The sequence below is a fragment of the Elizabethkingia miricola genome (assembly GCF_001675285.1).
In the GTDB taxonomy this organism is placed as follows: Bacteria; Bacteroidota; Bacteroidia; order Flavobacteriales; family Weeksellaceae; genus Elizabethkingia; species Elizabethkingia miricola.
In genome coordinates this window covers 102977-120780 of sequence record NZ_LSGQ01000007.1, presented here as the reverse complement: position 1 = coordinate 120780, position 17804 = coordinate 102977, and the positions used below count along the sequence as shown (strand labels likewise).

Here is a 17804-nt window from a genome sequence, read left to right as displayed (position 1 = left end):
TCCCTATATTTCCTCTGACCACACAGTTCTTTTAATATAATCAGTATAAGAGATAATAATACGCACTACTTTTTGAGAAACATTTGGCATCGAATAATCTGCTACCTGGCGAAAATTTCTATCTTCACCTGTTTTTTGCTGTAACACTTGTACTAATCCCTGCATAATACGTTCCGGAGATAGCCCAACCATCATAACAGCTCCTTCTTCCATCGCTTCTGGGCGTTCATGTGCCTGACGTATGTTTAAGGCTCTAAAGTTTAATATCGATGATTCTTCAGAAATCGTTCCGGAATCTGAAAGACAAGCATATGCATGCATTTGCAGTGCATTATAATCATGAAAACCTAAAGGTTTTAAAAATTGAATTTCAGGACGCATCTCTATCTGCATTTTATCAATCATATTCTTTGTACGAGGATGAGTTGAAACAATAATCGGATATTGATATTTCTCTGCAATAGAGTTTAACGAAGTCATTAGGCCTCGGAAATTTTTTTCAGAATTTATATTTTCTTCACGATGAGAAGAAACTACAAAGAATTTTCCCTTTTCCAGATTTAATTTTTCTAAAACTTTTGAAGCATTAATTTCCGGTAAATAATGACTTAATACTTCAAACATGGGTGAACCTGTTTTGATGATTCTATCTGCAGGAAGCCCTTCTCTTAATAGATATTCCCTGGCTATATCCGAATAGGTCAGATTGATATCTGCAGTATGGTCTACAATCTTACGATTGGTTTCTTCCGGAACACGCTGATCAAAACATCTGTTACCTGCTTCCATATGGAAAATAGGAATATGTCTTTTTTTAGCGGGAATAGCACATAAACAAGAATTAGTATCTCCTAAGACCAAAAATGCATCTGGCTTTAGCTCTTCCAATAAAGGATCTATTTTAATTAAAATATTTCCAACAGTTTCAGTTGCTGTCTTACCTGCAGCTTCCAAAAAATAATCTGGTTTACGTAAGCCAAGATCTTCAAAAAAAATCTGGTTCAATTCATAGTCATAGTTTTGCCCTGTATGAACTATAATATGTTCAACAGCATCAGATTCATCCAATGCTGATAATACTCTTGATAATCTGATAATTTCCGGTCTTGTACCTACGACCGTCATTACTTTAAGTTTTTTCATTATTACATTTAGCTGTTATACAGTTTCAAAATAAGTATCTGAATCTTCCGGATTAAATGGCTCATCTATCCAGAAAATAGTATAAAGTTCTTCTTCTCCTATATTTTTTATATTATGTGTATACCAAATAGGCATATCAACATAGGCTGGCTCATTACCATCCAAATAAAAATCTAAAACTTCATTTGAATCAATTTTTCGTAGTTGGATTAGAGCTTTCCCTTTAATTACAGCAAAGCGTTCAATTTTCCGGGTATGGTAATGATTCCCTCTTGTAATTCCAGATACTGTAGTAGAAAAAGAACATTGTCCTCCTATTCCTAAACGAATCACTTCTACAAAAGCACCACGGGGATCTGTATGTTGTACAAATTTAACCGGATAATGATCTTTATAGTTGATATATGATCTATAAGTATTAAATAAATTATGTTCAAAAGAGTTATTCAGGATAGGAATTTCTCCATTGTCAAAATATTTTATTTTGTATTCATTCAATAGTTCCAGAACATCAGATACTTTTCTTATCGCAGTAGGCTCAATAAAAAATTCAGGTACGTTTTTCTCGTTACGAATAGCTTCGATGATACTATTTACCAATTCCTGAACATATATTAAACTCACTTCACCATCATTAGCTATAGTAGGCATTTGGCCATGTGTTAACTGATAACAAAAAGTTGCAATAAATGAATTATAAAAAGGTTTTCCAAAAGCTCCAAAAACATTAGGAATAATTAAACCTGTAATTTTTCCATTATTTTCATCTGCCCATTTAACAATTGCTTCACGAGCTTTTCTTTTAGACTTACCATATAGATTATCTCTTTCTTCTTGTGTAGATGAGGAAATCAATACATGTGCGTTTGAATTTGTTCGTCTTAATGAATTAACTAGATTTTGGGCTAAAGCAATATTTGTTTCATATATAACGTCCTCACTTTCATGCCTATTCATTGCTGCTAAATGGACAATAACGTCACATTTTCTAACAAATTGATCCAGTTTTTCTTCATCATCAAGATATTCCCGACTAAACTCAATCCTTTCAAACTCTTCAGGAAACAGTCCCAATGTATTATATAAATGACTGCCAACGAATCCATTTTGGCCTGTTATTCCTATTTTTTTCATAATTCTACTTTAAAAGTTTCTAAGGGAAATCGATATTCATCATTAATTTCTCCCAGGGCATAATCAGCCAGTACTAATAATTTACTTTCAGGTTCAAGCGCTTTTATAGCAGTAATATATCCACCATCTATATGAAGATAGTCCAGTGACTTTGTATTTAGTTTAAAATAAACAGGATTCAATTCTTTTGAAGGGTTTTCAAAATTATCAATCTTTATTACAGCAATGTCAAAACTTCCTTTCATACAAGAAAACCATCTTTGCTCAATAGCATGCCCTTGCCATCCTCTAATAAAATCAATAGAATTATTCTCTATAGTATAGATTCTTTTAACAGGAGATGCGTCGAACTCATTATTAAAAGTAATAATTCCCCTATCATCAATATGTTTACTACCTTTATAAATCATTTCAGTTATGATTAATATGGATATTGCATGACATCTTCTCCAAAAATTTCTTTTCGGATTAAAGGTAGTGTAGATATTAATTTTTTTAGTCCTTCTACTCCTTGTTGCTCTGTATTATGAGAGTGGTAATCTTCTACTTTCGAAATATCTTCTTCTCCTTCAGAAAAATATTTCGCATAATTCAGATCCCGATTATCTGCAGGTATTCTATAAAAATCGCCCATATCCTCAGCTTTCATCATCTCTTCACGGGTGCATAGTGTTTCATAAAGTTTTTCTCCATGTCGAGTTCCAATAACTTTAATGGGGACTTCTTTACCAGTCATTTCAATTAAAGCCTGAGCCAAATTACCAATTGTGCCAGCAGGAGCTTTATTTACGAATAGATCCCCAGGATTACCATTTTCAAATGCAAATAGTACTAAATCAACAGCATCTTCTAAAGACATAAAGAAGCGTGACATATTTGGGTCTGTTATTGTAATAGCCTCTCCTTTTTGGATTTGATTTAAAAACAATGGTATTACTGACCCTCGTGAAGCCATTACATTTCCATAACGAGTTAAGCAAACAACTGTGTCAGATAAATTACGAGCTTCTGCTACTGCAACTTTCTCCATCATTGCCTTAGATATTCCCATTGCATTAATAGGATATGCAGCTTTATCAGTTGAAAGACAAATAACTTTTTTAACATTATTTATGGCCGCCGCACGTATTACATTCTGTGTTCCTTCAACATTAGTTTTTACCGCCTGCATTGGGAAAAACTCACATGATGGAACCTGTTTTAAAGCCGCAGCGTGAAAAATATAATCTACTCCGCGAGTTGCAGGCTCAACACTGCTATAATCTCTTACGTCACCTATATAATACTTTATTTTATCATTTCTATAAAGATTACGCATATCATCTTGCTTTTTCTCATCTCTGGAAAAAATACGTATTTCTTTAAAATGATCAGTCTTTAAAAAACGATTAAGTACTGCTGTACCAAAAGAACCAGTACCCCCAGTTATAAGTAAAATTTTATCTTTTATTAACATCTTTTCTGTAATCTATTATTTTTTATATAAGTTAGTACACTATAGCCTTGTACTTAAATGATCAATTTAATAACTAATTGTTATAATCTGTCTTTTATTTTTTCAAGCCAGCTTTTTTCTTTAGCACTATAACCATAGCCATATTTATTACCATATCCAAAATAATTTTTACCAACATCATTTAATACAAAGCCTACATTTTTAATTTTCTTTTGATCAATATTACTATTGGCAAAATCAATCAGTGTCTTTTCTGTATACTTAGATCGTGTAACATATATAGTAGCATCAGCCAGGTCTGCAATTAAGAATGTATCTGTCACAAGCATTAGAGGTGCTGTATCAACAATAATATAATCATATAATTCTTTTAATTCTTCTAATAGATTCTCATATCGATTATTTGTTAATAATTCTGTAGGATTAGGAGGAATCATTCCTGAATAAATTACGTCTAAATACGGGTTGAATGTGGATACATGAATTATATCTTCTAGCTTGGTCTGGTCAGTATATAAATATTCTGTAAGTCCTTTTAGTCCCTTTCTTGCGGTATTATATCTTTGTAATTGTGGATTTCGAATATCTGATCCAATAATAATTGTCTTTTTAGTTGGAGTAGCCAGTGTCAAAGATAAGTTAACAGAGGTGAATGTTTTCCCTTCCCCCTTTACTGTGGACGTTACGTATACTACTTTACCTGTATTTTTTTTAGGCAACATGAAATTCATATTCGTTATTAAAATCCTGAATGCCTCTGCCATAGGAGACAAGTCGTTCATTTGAACGATATCTGGTTCTCCTTTTTCTACACTTGGTATTTCTCCTAATATTGGTGTATGAGATAATTTTTCTAAATCATGCTTAGATTTCACTTTATTATTAAGTAAATCCGACAAATAAATCACTCCAAATGGCAATAATAAACCAGCTACTAGTGCACCTAATAAAATGACCATTTTTCTTGGAGCTACCGGAGCGTCTGAAGCATAGGCATTATCTATTATCCTTGCCTTATCAGCAGTAATTGATCTTGAAATTGCTGTTTCCTCTCGCTTCTGTAATAATAGTAGATAAAGATTTTCCTTGATTTGTTGTTGGCGTTCAATACTTCTAAACATTTTTTCAATTGACGGAAGCTTGGATATTTTACCGGAAACCTTATTTTGTTCTCCTAGATATTCATTTCTTGCCAATTCTAATCCATTCTTATTACGTTGCAGACTTTGCATAACAGAAGAACGCATACTATTAACCTGTTTAGTAATATCAACGACAACAGGATTCTCTGGAGTAGCAGATTCTAATAAACGATTTCGCTGTAGTATTAATTGATTATAAGCTGCTATACCTGCAATTGCTTCTGGATTCATTAGTCCTACATTAGAAGGTAATACTTGGTATTGCCCTTGATGAGATACATAATTAATTAGTGCATTGGTTAATTCCAACTGACCATCTAATTCTAATTGCTTAGCCCTAGCAGCAGCAGAGCTTTCGAGACTAATTTTAGCTTCTGTCTCAATATCAGTAAGTTGATTTCTAGATTTAAAGTTTTCTTTTTCATTTTCAACTTGTCCTAGTTCACCAGATAATTTTTTAATTCTGTCTTCTATAAAATCCAGGGTCTTTGTTGATTCAGAATTTTTATCCTGTATAGCATCATTATTATATGCAATAACCATGGCATTTAATATGTCTTCTGCTTTTTGCTTTTGAGGATAATTCATTGAGAGTCTTATTACTGTAGTCTCTTTTCCAGTAAGTTCAACCTGTAATAACCCCTGCAAGTTATTTACCTTTGCCTCTATAGGAGAAATATAAACCTCCAATTCATTAATATTATCAACACTCTTTGCAGTTGATATATCATAATTATTATTTTTTGTAATAATAATATTTGCAAAGGGTAAACTTATGGTTTTCCCTAAAGAACCTGTTATTGTTTTATTTAAACCCTCAGAAGAAATTATAACTTTATCATTATTTAATTGTAAGTGAAGTCCTTGGCTAGGAAAAGCTGCATTTTTTTTCTCATTAACTATTCTTACATCAATTGGAGATGTTTCTTTGTAAAGCTCTATCTTTCTTAATCCAAGTTTTGTATAAATATCTGTTTGTATATTGAGATGATTAACAACATCCCGCATTAATTTCTTAGATTTAAAAATTTCTATTTCATTATCAACACTATTGGTTTTCATACCACCAAAACCAGATAAATCTTGAAGTACACTTGCATCTCCTCCTCCAGAGGTACTACTATTCTTAGCATCTTTAATTAATACTGTTGATTGAATCTTATAAACGGGCGTCATAAACTTCAATGCAAAAAAAGCAATGAATAACGCTAGAATCGCACAAATAACAAACCAGGGCCATTTAAGTATATAAGGTTTAATTATCTCATTGATATTAATCTCTTCCTTTATATTTTGATTTTCCTGTGGTGTAATATTCATTCTTTGATAAAATTATTTCTTAAAAACTAAAGCTAAAATGGTTACAACAATTCCCGCAACAGATATATATATTGGCATATTTGGATCTAATCGAGATGTCTTTTCTCTTGTCTTATTTGCAGATACATATATCACATCACCTTGCTTCAGGTTATAATATGGTGAGTTTATAAAATCTGAACGCATTAAATCAATACGAACTTTTTCTATTTTATCATCTACAGTTCTCACCAATAAAACATCATTTCTTTTACCGTATATTGTCAAATCCCCCGCTAAAGCTAAGGCCTTCATCAGGTTTGTTTGGCCTTCTGCAATAACATATTCTCCGGGACGACTAACCTCTCCCATTACAGAAATCCTAAAATTATTAAGTTTAACACTAATAGTAGGCTCTTTAATATAGCGACTAACTTTACTGTATAATGTTTGTTTAAATTGTTCTAAAGTTAATCCTTTAGCTTCTAATTTACCTAAGACCGGAAAATCAATTAACCCATTTTGATCTATTGTAAAAGTAGGTCCCGAAGAGGTAGGTATAGAAGGGTTTACATTTCCGGATATTTGTGGATTTTGTAATGTCTGACCTGAAGAATAATTCTGATTAAATGGTTTTACGACATCTAGATCTTTTGCCATAATATTAATAACTAACTGATCTCCAGACTGCAGTGTATTTTTCTCCATTCTGAGAGCCGTTTCAGTTGCCATTTTATCTATATCTTGTAAATAATTAATGTCATTCCGAGTGCGACATGAAACTATTGCTAAAGTAACTAACAACAGCATTAAAATACTTCTAATCTTCATATTTGTTTTTAAAATCGAACATTTGCAAATATACAATTTTTGGTCTATTGTTTATCCAGAACCTCAAACATAGAATTGTTGCTTTTAAACTCTGGCACTATCATTTTCAGTTGACGCACTACTTCCAATTTATCCCTTCTCACGGCAGCTTTAGTAACCTGATTAGCTAATGCTTCAATCTCTATATACTTCATATTTGGATCTTTGGAAACCATAATTTTCTCATTATGTGTAGGAAGAGTTCTGGTATTATCGCTAAGTAGCTCTTCATATAGTTTTTCACCTGGTCTTAACCCTGTAAATACAATTTTAATATCTGTATCTGGTTCAAAACCAGAAAGCTTAATCATTCGTTTTGCAAGATCTAAAATTTTAACCGGTTCCCCCATATCAAAAACAAAAATCTCTCCACCTTGTCCCATAGTTCCTGCTTGAAGTACTAACTCACAAGCTTCAGGAATTGTCATAAAGTAACGTACAATTTCAGGATGCGTAATAGTTATAGGGCCTCCTTTCTCAATCTGTTTTTTAAAATGTGGAATAACAGATCCATTGGACCCTAATACGTTACCAAAACGGGTTGTAATAAATTTTGTTGTATTTCCTTCCGTATGCTGTAATGCTTGTACAAAAAGTTCTGCTGCTCTTTTAGACGCTCCCATTACATTTGTAGGATTTACCGCCTTATCAGTAGAAACCATTACAAAACGATTAACTTTATACTTACTTGACAGACATGCTAAATTCTTAGAACCTAAAACATTTACCAAGATAGCTTCATGTGGATTTTCTTCAATAAGAGGCACATGCTTATAGGCCGCAGCATGATACACCATAGAAAATTCATACTTCTGGAATAATCTTTCAAGTCTGTGTCTATTTGAAATATCTGCTAATACAAACCTAAACTGAACATGTGGAAATTTTTCTTTCATCTCCAGCTCTATCTCATACAATGGTGTTTCTGCCTGATCCAATACAACGATCAAAGAAGGATTAAACTGTGCAACCTGACGGACAATTTCACTTCCTATAGATCCTGCTCCTCCGGTAACTAATACACTTTTATTAAAATGTCTCTTCTTCACCTCTTCATTATCAAGTTTTATAGGCTTTCTGTTTAGGAGGTCTTCAATTTGTAGACTTTTTATATTTGTCCCCAAATCGTTCTCTCTCATTTTTTGGACAGATGGCGCCTTAAGAATCAATAATCCTTTTTCCAAAAATAGATTAACCCACATATTCATTTCATCACGGGTAAGATTTTCCTTAATAATAAGAACCCCTTCAACATCCAGCTCTTCTATAGATAATGATTCTAACTTATCTTTGGTATATATAGGCTTGCCTAATATTTTGGCATTAGTTGTATCATAGCGTTGTGTTAAAAAACCTTCTACATAATAAGGCAGGCTAGGATTATCCAAAATAGCACCAGCCATTGCAATAGATTCCTCTCCAATTCCCAACACTAATATTCTTTTTTTAAGAGAGCTTCTTTTATACTCCCTTAGCATATGAAATGACTCTTTAACCACTAGTCTAAATAAAAACAGAAAAGCAAAAGATGTTGCAAAATAAAATCCTAAAAGCGGAATAAGAATTAAATGCCTTCCAGTAATTGTAAAATAACTATAATTAATAACAATTACGACTATTGTTGTACAAACGCTCGCTGTAAATAGCTTAAAAAGATCCATGAAAGTAGAATGCCTTATAATTCCTGAATATGTTTTAAACATATACATAAACATTACATTCACAGAGATAACCATCAAGAATTTCTGAAAGACACTTATTGAAGGATATGGCTTAACATTTAATGCCTCAACAATAAAGAAGGAAAGTGCAAGTGAAAAGATGAGGATAAGAACATCAATAAAGAGAACAATCCACCTTGGCAGATAGCGTATATCCGTAAGATTTACTAAATTATTCCCAGAGTAAATCCTACGTTGTACATTTTTTATTTTATTCATTAATTTGTTTAGTGTTTGTGTGTCTTAACGCTAAATTATCAAATATATTTTCTGACATTTAAAATTTAAATTAACAATATTTAAGCCAAAAAAACATTATTCTCAAGATAATTTGTGTTCTTTTTATAAGTATCTAATACTTTGGTTTATTAGCGTGTAAAGATACATATAATTTGGTGTTTTTTTTTATTCAGTAATATTTTCTATAATCAACTCATACTCATAACCTTTTGTCACCAAGAAGCGAATTAATTTATTTTTCTTTTGAAAATCATTAAGCCCTTTATAGCTCGGTAAGAGTTTTTCCGCGAAGATTTGTATCTGTTTTATATAGTCGCCTTCATAAATTTCATCCATGCAATTCTGAATTAATCTTTCAGAAATACCTTTCATTTTAAGTTGTAATTTGATTTTTTGTCTTCCCCAATGTTTTATATAAAATTTACCTCGTATATAACTTCGTGTAAAGCGTTCTTCATTAAGGTAATTCTCATTTATCAGATATAATAATATTTCATCTTTAGCTTCCGGGATTAATAGAAAATCTTTCATTTTTTCTTCAACTTCTTTATGACATCTATCCTGATAAACACAATAATTTATCAGCTTCTGTTTTATTTCCTGGAATGTAAAGTTCTTGTGCTCGTTATGCATTCTTTAATTTATCAATAAAAATAAAAGAACAGCCCGCAAAGCTATTCTTTTATTATTAGACAGATATATTAAGCTTTATTAATAATTAAATAAAGCTTTTCCTTCCATTAATTTATTTACTTTTACTTTTACAGCATTTAACACCTCATCGTTCTTGATGTTATCTACAACCTCTGAAATCAATCCTGCAATAGTTTCCATATCATTTTCTTTTAATCCTCTTGTCGTAATAGCAGCGGTTCCCAAACGGATTCCGGAAGTAGTAAATGGTGACTTATCATCAAAAGGAACCATGTTTTTGTTACAGGTAATATCAGCCTTTACTAAAGCTTTTTCAGTTTCTTTACCATTAACATTTTTATTACGAAGATCAATTAGCATTAAATGATTATCCGTACCTCCACTTACAATATCAAAGCCATTATCTATCATAGCTTTTGCCAGAGCCTGCGCATTTGCTTTTACCTGCTTTGCATACACTTCAAATTTATGATCAAGAGCTTCTCCAAAAGCAACAGCTTTACCTGCAATAACATGCTCTAGTGGCCCCCCTTGGATTCCCGGAAATACAGCTCCGTCCAGAACCTGGCTCATCATTTTAACCTCACCTTTTGGAGTCTTATGTCCATAAGTATTTTCAAAATCTTTCCCCATCATAATCATACCCCCTCTTGGACCTCTTAGTGTTTTATGAGTAGTCGTGGTTACAACATGACAATGTTCAAATGGATTATTCAATAAACCTTTTGCAACTAAACCAGCAGGGTGAGCAATATCAGCCCACAGTGTAGCTCCGATTTCATCTGCGATTTCTCTGAATTTCACATAATCTAAATCTCTTGAGTAAGCCGAGAAACCAGCAATCATCATTTTTGGTCTTTCTCTAAGGGCAACTTCTCTCATCTGGTTGTAATCAATAAGACCTGTTTCTTTTTCTACGCCATAAGAAACAACTTCATACTGTATTCCTGAAAAGTTTACTGAAGAACCATGAGTTAAGTGTCCCCCCATGGATAGATCCATTCCCATAATCTTATCACCAGGCTTCAGAACCGCCAGATAAATTGCCGCATTCGCTTGTGAGCCAGAATGAGGCTGAACATTCACATATTCTACACCAAAAAGTTCTTTCGCTCTATCAATTGCCAAAGTTTCAACCTCATCTACTACTTCACAACCACCGTAATATCTTTTTCCGGGATAGCCTTCTGCATATTTATTTGTTAAGACACTTCCCATTGCTCTCATTACATTATCCGAAACAAAATTTTCAGAAGCAATAAGCTCCAATCCATGGCTTTGTCTCTCTCTTTCTTTTTCTATCAGGTCAAAAATGATATCACTCATAATTTAATTTTAGGTATTTTAAGTTTTAATATTTCAAAATTACTGATTATTTTCATTAAAATAAAGTCGGTTGTGAATCTGCCATTTTGGGGATTAACAGCTCAGATCCAATGGCCTTATTTAGGTTATCTATAAAATGCGCCGACAAAAGAGGAGATGCTTTTTCTATATTCTGATGAATAAAGAAATATAAATTGCGTAAACCTTCTTCTTTCCATTTTACAATCTTTTGCACCCATTCATCAAGACGGGTATAATCACTTTCTGCATTAGCACCAACATAACGAACAAAAGCAGTCGGAGTTGTTAACCTCATATGCATCATATCTCTGCGTCCAGCTGTGTCAACAATAATATTTGTGATATTATGCTGTTCAAATAATTCGCAGGTTTCATTGAAAACATTTTCGTCTGTGAACCATTCTGTATTTCGCAACTCTATTGCCAAAGGAACCTCAACAGGCCAATCTTTTATAAATTTCTTTAGACGATCAAAGTCTTTGGGTTTAAAATTGTCATGTAACTGCAGAAATACCATTCCCAGTTTTTCTTCAAAATTCATGATAGCTGAAGCGAATTGTGTAACAACTTCTGTTACATCATTCAGTCGCCTGAAGTGAGAAACCGTATTGGTTATTTTCGGGAAAAATTTAAATAAATCCGGAGTCTTATTTTTCCAAACCGTGACCTGATCCGGAGTAGGCATTCCGTAAAAAGTAGCATTCATTTCTATAGAATTGAACTGAGTAGCATAATAAGTCAGTTCATCTTTTGTCCCTTTAGGATAAAATCCTTTAAGATCTGTTTTATTCCATTTTGCGCATCCCACAAAAATATCCTTAAGACCTTCTTTGTTTCTCTCTAATACCATGGAAGTACTGATATGATCTTTTGGAATGCTAAAATCTATTAAAGAAGGATCTTCTACCTGCCCGAATTTCATTTTTTTGATCTTAAAATTTAAAGTTTAAAGATATGAATTTTGTTATAGACATTCTATATAGATAAGATATTATAATATACAAAAAGGACAATCTTAAGATTGTCCTTTTTGTATATGTATTTAAAATTATTCTCTAAGATCTTTTAAACCAGCTGAAAATAGATTTCCTTTTTTCTTCACCATAACCATAGCCATAACTTCCATAACCATAGCCACCATAGCCATAACCATAGCCATTTAACTTAAGTCCATTTAATACGATTGCCAGATTCGAAAGTTTTTTCTCTTGGTAAATTTTTTCAATTTCCGGAAGCTGTCTACGATCCATCTTTCCTATTCTGATTATGAATAATGTTAAATCAGCAACTCTGTCTATTATACTTGCGTCTGCAACAACTCCAGTTGGCACACCGTCAATAATAATATAATCATAACGATTTTTCAATTCATTAATTAGTTCGTCCAGACGTTTACTTAATAACAATTCTACCGGATTTGGTGCGATTGCTCCAATAGGTATAACATCAACATTTTCTAAAAGTTCACTTTTTTGTAAAATTTCATCAACAGAAATTGAAGAATTTGAAAGATAATGACTAGTCCCCTTTTCATGCAAAAGATCCACTCGCGAACTTAGTGTTCCCTTTCTTAAATCTAAATCTATAACAACTACTTTTTTATCAAGGTAAGACAATGTTGCAGCAAGGTTTAATACACTAAAAGTTTTACCTACACCAGCACTAAAAGAAGTAAATGTTATTACTTTCGGTGGGTGCTCGTCTTTTGTCATAAAGTTTATATTAGTTCTCAAAATCCTGAACGCTTCAGTCAATGGATCACGTCCCGTTTTGCTTACCAATATATCACCTTTCCCCTGTCTTCGGCTTCTGGCCAAAGGTATTTCTCCCAGGAACGGAACACTTAATACATTTTCCAAATCTTGTCGTCCTCTTACCGCAGTATTTAGAAGAAGAAGAGATAATAAAACTATCATTGGTAAAACAGTTCCTATTGCAACTCCTGTAAATACTTTCTTTAAACGATTAGGGTATATAGGGTATGCATCACCAACTGGAGGATCTACTATACGTAGATTTGCTTCAGTTATTGCCTCATTTAATGCATTTTCTTCTCTCTTATTTAGTAAAAATAAATACAGTTCCTCTTTTACCTTATGCTGTCTTTCAATAGAAAGCATTGTTCTTTCTTTCTGAGGCATTTGCAGAACCTTTGCTTGTGCAGTTCGTCCTTCCTGTCTAGCATTATTTAGCTTTATGTTGAGTCCTTTAAGGGCATTATCAACCGCACGGCTAATATTATTTCGCATTGAGTTTAATGCTTCATCCATATCTAATACCACTGGGTTAGCAGAGTTCCCTCCTTCCGCTAAACGGTTCCTCTTTAATAAAGCTGTATTATAATCTGCGATCTGACTTTCTACACCGGTATCTACTAATCCCGTATTATTAGGTATCAATGCATTTCTTTTATTTTTATTGTTAAGATATGAATGCATCATTTCCGCTAAACGTATGTCAGTTTCAATTTTTGTTCCTTCAGTTTTATACTGACTACTCTCAGACAAATACATTCCTCCAGCTGTTGCGATATCTATTCCTTGGTTTGCTATTTTTAGATTTTCAATATTTGATTCTACTGCCCCCAGCTCTCCTTCAATAATAGCTAATCTTTCTTTAATAAAATCTGCAGTATTAACAGCAATTTTATTTTTGTCCTGCAGGTAAACTTCATTATAAACATTAATTAATGTTGTCAACATATCGTCTGCCCTATCGGAAGATACATCTTCAATAGAAACTTGTAATAAAGAAGTATCCTCATCCATTTGCTTGATTTTCAAATTGGCTATAAAATACCCCATAACAGCTTCCCTCGGTGATTTAGTTACCTGAATATCCTTTCCATAATAGTCTTTATTATAGAATTTAGTAGGTGTAATAAAAACTTTACCTGCTGGCGTAACAACCCATCGATTCAATTCTATTTTAAGCTCTTCTTCACTCGTTTCATTCCATTTTTTCAAAAGCACGTACCTCGTATCTATTGGTGTTACTGTAAATCCATAACTATCTGCCTGAGTCTTGCCTTCCACTTTCACCTGAACAGGAGACTTTTTATATAACTCATAATCTCTTAACCCGGAATGAATTTTATAACTTTTATCTGCCCCTACTTTATCTACTACCTGCCTCATCAGCTCTTTAGATTTCAGCTGCAAAATTTCATCTTTTACACTTACTCCACCACCACTAAATGATCTCGTAATCCTTGCTGTCGTTGGTGTATTTGAAGGTGTCTTAATCATAACCACCTCTGAACGATTATAAATAAATGGAGATTTACTGTACTGATAATAAAAGTAACCACCAAATATTAAAATTGATAATGCAAACCATTTCCAATGAAACAAAAGATATTTAAAAATATCCAGAACATTTATAGTGTTCTCTTTTTGTACGCTATTTTTACTATATTGATTCATCACTTTTAAATTATTTGCTTACTTTTAGTAAGGTTAATACTGAGATAATAATACCCGTAGCCCCCATACCTAAACCAAATATTCTCCAAAATCTGTCTTCTTTAGGTGTTACTTCCGCACTGCGTGGCTCTACATATACAATATCATTTTGTTTAAGATAATAAGCTGGAGAATTAAAAATCTCCTGCGACTGTATGTTAGCGATGATTTTCCGCCTAACTCCATTTTCTTCTCTAATAACAGTAATTTTATCCGGAGAAGAGTTTGGAGTAAGTCCTCCCGCTTTTGTGATAGCCTCCAAAACTGATATCCTACCATCTGGCACATCAAATACTCTACTACTTATAGCACCTGTAACGCTAATTTTAAAATTTAGAATTTCAACTTTTACAATGGGTTCACTAATAAGTCTGTCATTAATTAATCGGTTTCGTACCAAATCCCTCACTTCTTCTAGAGTTAAACCTTCTACATGCAGATTCCCTAATACCGGAAACGAAACATCTCCCTGACCATCAATCAGATACCCCTGAGCATTAGCTGATTGATCAACCCCTGTTGTTACATTTCCGTCAACTCCCACTTTGTAAGCGCCAGCAACAGTATTAAAAGGAGCTGCCAATTCCAATGATTTAGCACTAACCTGAATACTAATGCGATCATTTTTTTGTAAGCGTAGTGCCGGAGCTTCAGCAATTGGGTACTCAGAATCCGGCTGCATATCCTGAAGGTATACCACTTTTTTGGAAACACAGGAGTTTAGCAGAACAATACTAAACAAGGTTAATCCTAAGATAAATTTATTCATCACGTTATAATTTATTATTTTTCGTTAATTCATGACTGCACAAACGTGCAGCATCTTCATCTGGCAGACAAGATAGCTGACCTATGTAAACACTTGCTATTATTTTTTCCAGACTGTTAAGCATCTGGTCAAACAAATTTCTATTCCAGCGAATGGCAGTACAACTTGGAAGAACTGAAAGCAAAGCTTCTTTTCCTGATACTTTTTTCCAATGATTTTCCGGCGCCTGACGAAGACGTACCAATCCTTCTAATAAAACACCTACATTCTTATAACACGGAGTTTTTCCGCTCCATGGCGTTCCGTAAATCATAATGAGGTTATTATCCATAATGCGTACAGCTGGATTATCATCATTTAACAGCTTTGTATCTGGTATATATTTCAGCCACAGCCGGCTATGTGTACTTTTTCCTGTCCCACTCTTTCCTAAAAAAGCATAGCCTTTTCCATCCTTTTCTATCACAGACGCATGGAATAATACAGTGTTGTATTTCAGCATAGCCTGCCCAAAAGCGACCATTAGCAGCCAACTGAGAATTGAAGTAGTATACAGTTCTTCTTCTAGTATATAGATTTTAGATTCACTAAAATCTTTGGTACTAAACATTTTCCATTCTCTGCTCTTCTGCTCGCTCTGAACAGAAGTTATATAATTTTCTGAAGATTCTTCAAAACGGAATCTGTCCCCCCACACAATGGAAACATCACTCAACAATTTAGTTTCCCCTATACTCTTCGGAGCAGAATCTAATTCCAGTTGAATGCTGATTTTCGCAGTCTCAAAAGGCTCCTGTGTAATAAAATCAACAAACGACGGTAAACATCGATCAATTTCAATTTGCACAGGCAGAAGCACTTCCATAATATGATCTGCTATCTGGAAATAGACAGATTTTAAATCACTGCGATATTTCATTTTATCATTCTGCATTTTTCTCATTATATATAAATAGTCTGTCTGCATTTTCCTGCCAACTTCATATCATGTGTTACAAATACTAATATTTTATTCTTTCCGGCTTCTAATAATCGTTGTATTAGTTTTTCTCCGGTATCCGGATCAAGAGCAGAAGTTACCTCATCAAAAAGCCAGATATTACATTCGCGCATTAAGGCTCTTGCTACTGCAATACGTTGCGCCTGGCCTTCAGAAAGTCCGTACCCCGATTCTCCGACAATAGTATCTAATCCATCCGGCAAATCATATACAAACTCTGCACAAGCCAGATACAAAACTTCTCTAAGTTTACTTTCAGAGACCTCATGCTCTCCTAATTGTAAATTTTCTTTTATACTTCCGCTAAACAATTTGTCTCCCTGCGGCACATATGCAATATTGATACGATACTTATTGGATAAAACTAAGTGTTCTGTAGGGGTATTAATATATATTTCTCCTTTATCTGGTTTTACCAGAGCCAGCAATAGCCTTATGAGTGTTGTTTTTCCTTTTCCACTAGATCCTATTACTGCAACTGGTTGTCCTTTAATAAATTTAGCACTCAAATCTTTAATCACTAGTTTATCATCATAACGAAAACTTAACTGATTAATTTCTATATCCTGAGGTTCAGTAATATATTCCTGCTCAATATCTGCCTCTACTTCCACATTTTCTAACTCCTGCACGCGGTCTACAGCTGTTCTGAAACGAATAAACAAAGGCACAAATCCCATCATGAGTAATATAGGAGCCTGAATACGTCCTACCAGCTGCAAGAACGCAGTCATTGTACCGAAAGATATCTCGTTTGCATGTAAACGGTATACTCCCCAGCTAAAGGTTAAGAGGAAGCCTGCATTTATAGTCAGTTTCATTATTCCCTGAGAAACCGTAGAAAAATTTAGTAGTCCTAGTTTTAATCTAAATATATCATTCTGACTATTTTCCACTTTTTGCCAACGTGCATATTGTACTCCTAATGCCCTTATAGACATCCTGAATCTAAGATTTTCCTGTACTACATTTCCAAAATTACTTTCTGCTGTTTTTAAATCTTTATTTAATGTCCTTAATTTCTTAAAGTATATTTTGGAGAAAAGAAATAATGGAGATATTGCTACAATTAAAATTGCCAACATAGGATCCATCAGCCATAAGAAACCAAAAGATGCCAAAAGCCTTATTGTAGTCAATACAAAAGATATAGAAGAAAAGCCTACCATCTGTACAATCTCCTGACAGTCATTATTTATTCTTACCTGTACATCTCCCGTATGCCAATGCTTTCCAACTTTCCAAGTGGATAACATTTGGGATTTAACCAGTGAATTTTGTAGAGAAATCATCATTTTCATTCTCGTTCTTTCATTTAACCATCCGGAATAGCTTCTCATGAAAAGAGCTATAAGTACACTGCAGACAGATAATATTAAAGCTTTCTGTAAGTCCGATGTACTGCTACTCACTGCAAAATCCACAGCCTTTTTAGACCAGAATACAAACAATAAAGAAAATGCAATGGCTGCTAATTCTAGTATAAAATATAGCAATAACTCTCCGCGACTATTCTTAGTGAGAAGCCATGCCCATTTTAATTGATATGATAAATTTGTATTCAA

Annotated in this window: 14 protein-coding genes; all 14 read right to left on the bottom strand. The window is 33.4% G+C overall.

Annotated elements, in window-relative coordinates:
- Window positions 1–3: 3 nt before the first annotated feature.
- The 14 genes from wecB to ATE49_RS08710 all read right to left on the bottom strand — a co-directional run bounded on the left by wecB (window position 4) and on the right by ATE49_RS08710 (window position 17804).
- Window positions 4–1143, bottom strand: coding sequence for a non-hydrolyzing UDP-N-acetylglucosamine 2-epimerase (gene wecB / locus ATE49_RS08775; protein ID WP_065081866.1), 1140 nt, complete (start codon window positions 1141–1143; stop codon window positions 4–6).
- A gap of 15 nt (window positions 1144–1158) precedes the next feature.
- Window positions 1159–2277, bottom strand: a complete 1119-nt coding sequence (locus tag ATE49_RS08770; protein WP_065081865.1) for a polysaccharide biosynthesis C-terminal domain-containing protein — start codon at window positions 2275–2277, stop codon at window positions 1159–1161.
- The gene (locus ATE49_RS08765; RefSeq protein ID WP_065081864.1) at window positions 2274–2687 is read right to left on the bottom strand and encodes a WxcM-like domain-containing protein; all 414 of its coding nucleotides are present in this window, start codon (window positions 2685–2687) and stop codon (window positions 2274–2276) included. The genes ATE49_RS08770 and ATE49_RS08765 overlap by 4 nt, the downstream gene beginning before the upstream one ends.
- Window positions 2688–2698: 11 nt before the next feature.
- Window positions 2699–3733 carry a polysaccharide biosynthesis protein gene (locus tag ATE49_RS08760; RefSeq protein WP_065081863.1) on the bottom strand — a complete coding sequence of 345 codons (1035 nt, stop codon included), beginning with the start codon at window positions 3731–3733 and terminating at the stop codon, window positions 2699–2701.
- A gap of 80 nt (window positions 3734–3813) precedes the next feature.
- The gene (locus ATE49_RS08755) at window positions 3814–6195 is read right to left on the bottom strand and encodes a GumC family protein (protein WP_065081862.1); all 2382 of its coding nucleotides are present in this window, start codon (window positions 6193–6195) and stop codon (window positions 3814–3816) included.
- 12 nt (window positions 6196–6207) lie between these two features.
- Window positions 6208–7005 (bottom strand): polysaccharide biosynthesis/export family protein, encoded by a 798-nt coding sequence (locus ATE49_RS08750; RefSeq protein ID WP_065081861.1) that lies wholly within the window; start codon window positions 7003–7005, stop codon window positions 6208–6210.
- Window positions 7006–7049: 44 nt separating this feature from the next.
- Entirely contained in the window at window positions 7050–8984 is a 1935-nt protein-coding gene (locus tag ATE49_RS08745) for a polysaccharide biosynthesis protein (protein WP_065081860.1), read from the bottom strand.
- Window positions 8985–9170: 186 nt separating this feature from the next.
- Window positions 9171–9638 carry a regulatory protein RecX gene (locus tag ATE49_RS08740; RefSeq protein WP_065081859.1) on the bottom strand — a complete coding sequence of 156 codons (468 nt, stop codon included), beginning with the start codon at window positions 9636–9638 and terminating at the stop codon, window positions 9171–9173.
- A gap of 78 nt (window positions 9639–9716) precedes the next feature.
- Entirely contained in the window at window positions 9717–10985 is a 1269-nt protein-coding gene (gene glyA, locus ATE49_RS08735) for a serine hydroxymethyltransferase (RefSeq protein WP_065081858.1), read from the bottom strand.
- Window positions 10986–11040: 55 nt separating this feature from the next.
- Complete coding sequence (locus ATE49_RS08730) at window positions 11041–11928, bottom strand: DUF72 domain-containing protein (RefSeq protein WP_065081857.1); 888 nt, start codon at window positions 11926–11928, stop codon at window positions 11041–11043.
- Between the two features lie 133 nt (window positions 11929–12061).
- Window positions 12062–14431 (bottom strand): GumC family protein, encoded by a 2370-nt coding sequence (locus ATE49_RS08725; RefSeq protein WP_065081856.1) that lies wholly within the window; start codon window positions 14429–14431, stop codon window positions 12062–12064.
- 10 nt (window positions 14432–14441) lie between these two features.
- Complete coding sequence (locus ATE49_RS08720) at window positions 14442–15239, bottom strand: polysaccharide biosynthesis/export family protein (protein ID WP_034845568.1); 798 nt, start codon at window positions 15237–15239, stop codon at window positions 14442–14444.
- Between the two features lie 4 nt (window positions 15240–15243).
- The gene (locus ATE49_RS08715; protein ID WP_260256076.1) at window positions 15244–16158 is read right to left on the bottom strand and encodes a hypothetical protein; all 915 of its coding nucleotides are present in this window, start codon (window positions 16156–16158) and stop codon (window positions 15244–15246) included.
- A 23-nt stretch (window positions 16159–16181) separates the two neighbouring features.
- Window positions 16182–17804, bottom strand: coding sequence for an ABC transporter ATP-binding protein (locus tag ATE49_RS08710; protein ID WP_065081855.1), 1623 nt, complete (start codon window positions 17802–17804; stop codon window positions 16182–16184).

Coding starts and splice junctions, on each gene's coding strand:
- glyA (WP_065081858.1), bottom strand. CDS start 10,985: ATGAGTGATATCATTTTTGACCTGATAGAAAAAGAAAGAGAGAGACAA.
- ATE49_RS08745 (WP_065081860.1), bottom strand. CDS start 8,984: ATGAATAAAATAAAAAATGTACAACGTAGGATTTACTCTGGGAATAAT.
- ATE49_RS08720 (WP_034845568.1), bottom strand. CDS start 15,239: ATGAATAAATTTATCTTAGGATTAACCTTGTTTAGTATTGTTCTGCTA.
- ATE49_RS08765 (WP_065081864.1), bottom strand. CDS start 2,687: ATGATTTATAAAGGTAGTAAACATATTGATGATAGGGGAATTATTACT.
- wecB (WP_065081866.1), bottom strand. CDS start 1,143: ATGAAAAAACTTAAAGTAATGACGGTCGTAGGTACAAGACCGGAAATT.
- ATE49_RS08740 (WP_065081859.1), bottom strand. CDS start 9,638: ATGCATAACGAGCACAAGAACTTTACATTCCAGGAAATAAAACAGAAG.
- ATE49_RS08760 (WP_065081863.1), bottom strand. CDS start 3,733: ATGTTAATAAAAGATAAAATTTTACTTATAACTGGGGGTACTGGTTCT.
- ATE49_RS08755 (WP_065081862.1), bottom strand. CDS start 6,195: ATGAATATTACACCACAGGAAAATCAAAATATAAAGGAAGAGATTAAT.
- ATE49_RS08715 (WP_260256076.1), bottom strand. CDS start 16,158: ATGAAATATCGCAGTGATTTAAAATCTGTCTATTTCCAGATAGCAGAT.
- ATE49_RS08725 (WP_065081856.1), bottom strand. CDS start 14,431: ATGAATCAATATAGTAAAAATAGCGTACAAAAAGAGAACACTATAAAT.
- ATE49_RS08770 (WP_065081865.1), bottom strand. CDS start 2,277: ATGAAAAAAATAGGAATAACAGGCCAAAATGGATTCGTTGGCAGTCAT.
- ATE49_RS08750 (WP_065081861.1), bottom strand. CDS start 7,005: ATGAAGATTAGAAGTATTTTAATGCTGTTGTTAGTTACTTTAGCAATA.
- ATE49_RS08730 (WP_065081857.1), bottom strand. CDS start 11,928: ATGAAATTCGGGCAGGTAGAAGATCCTTCTTTAATAGATTTTAGCATT.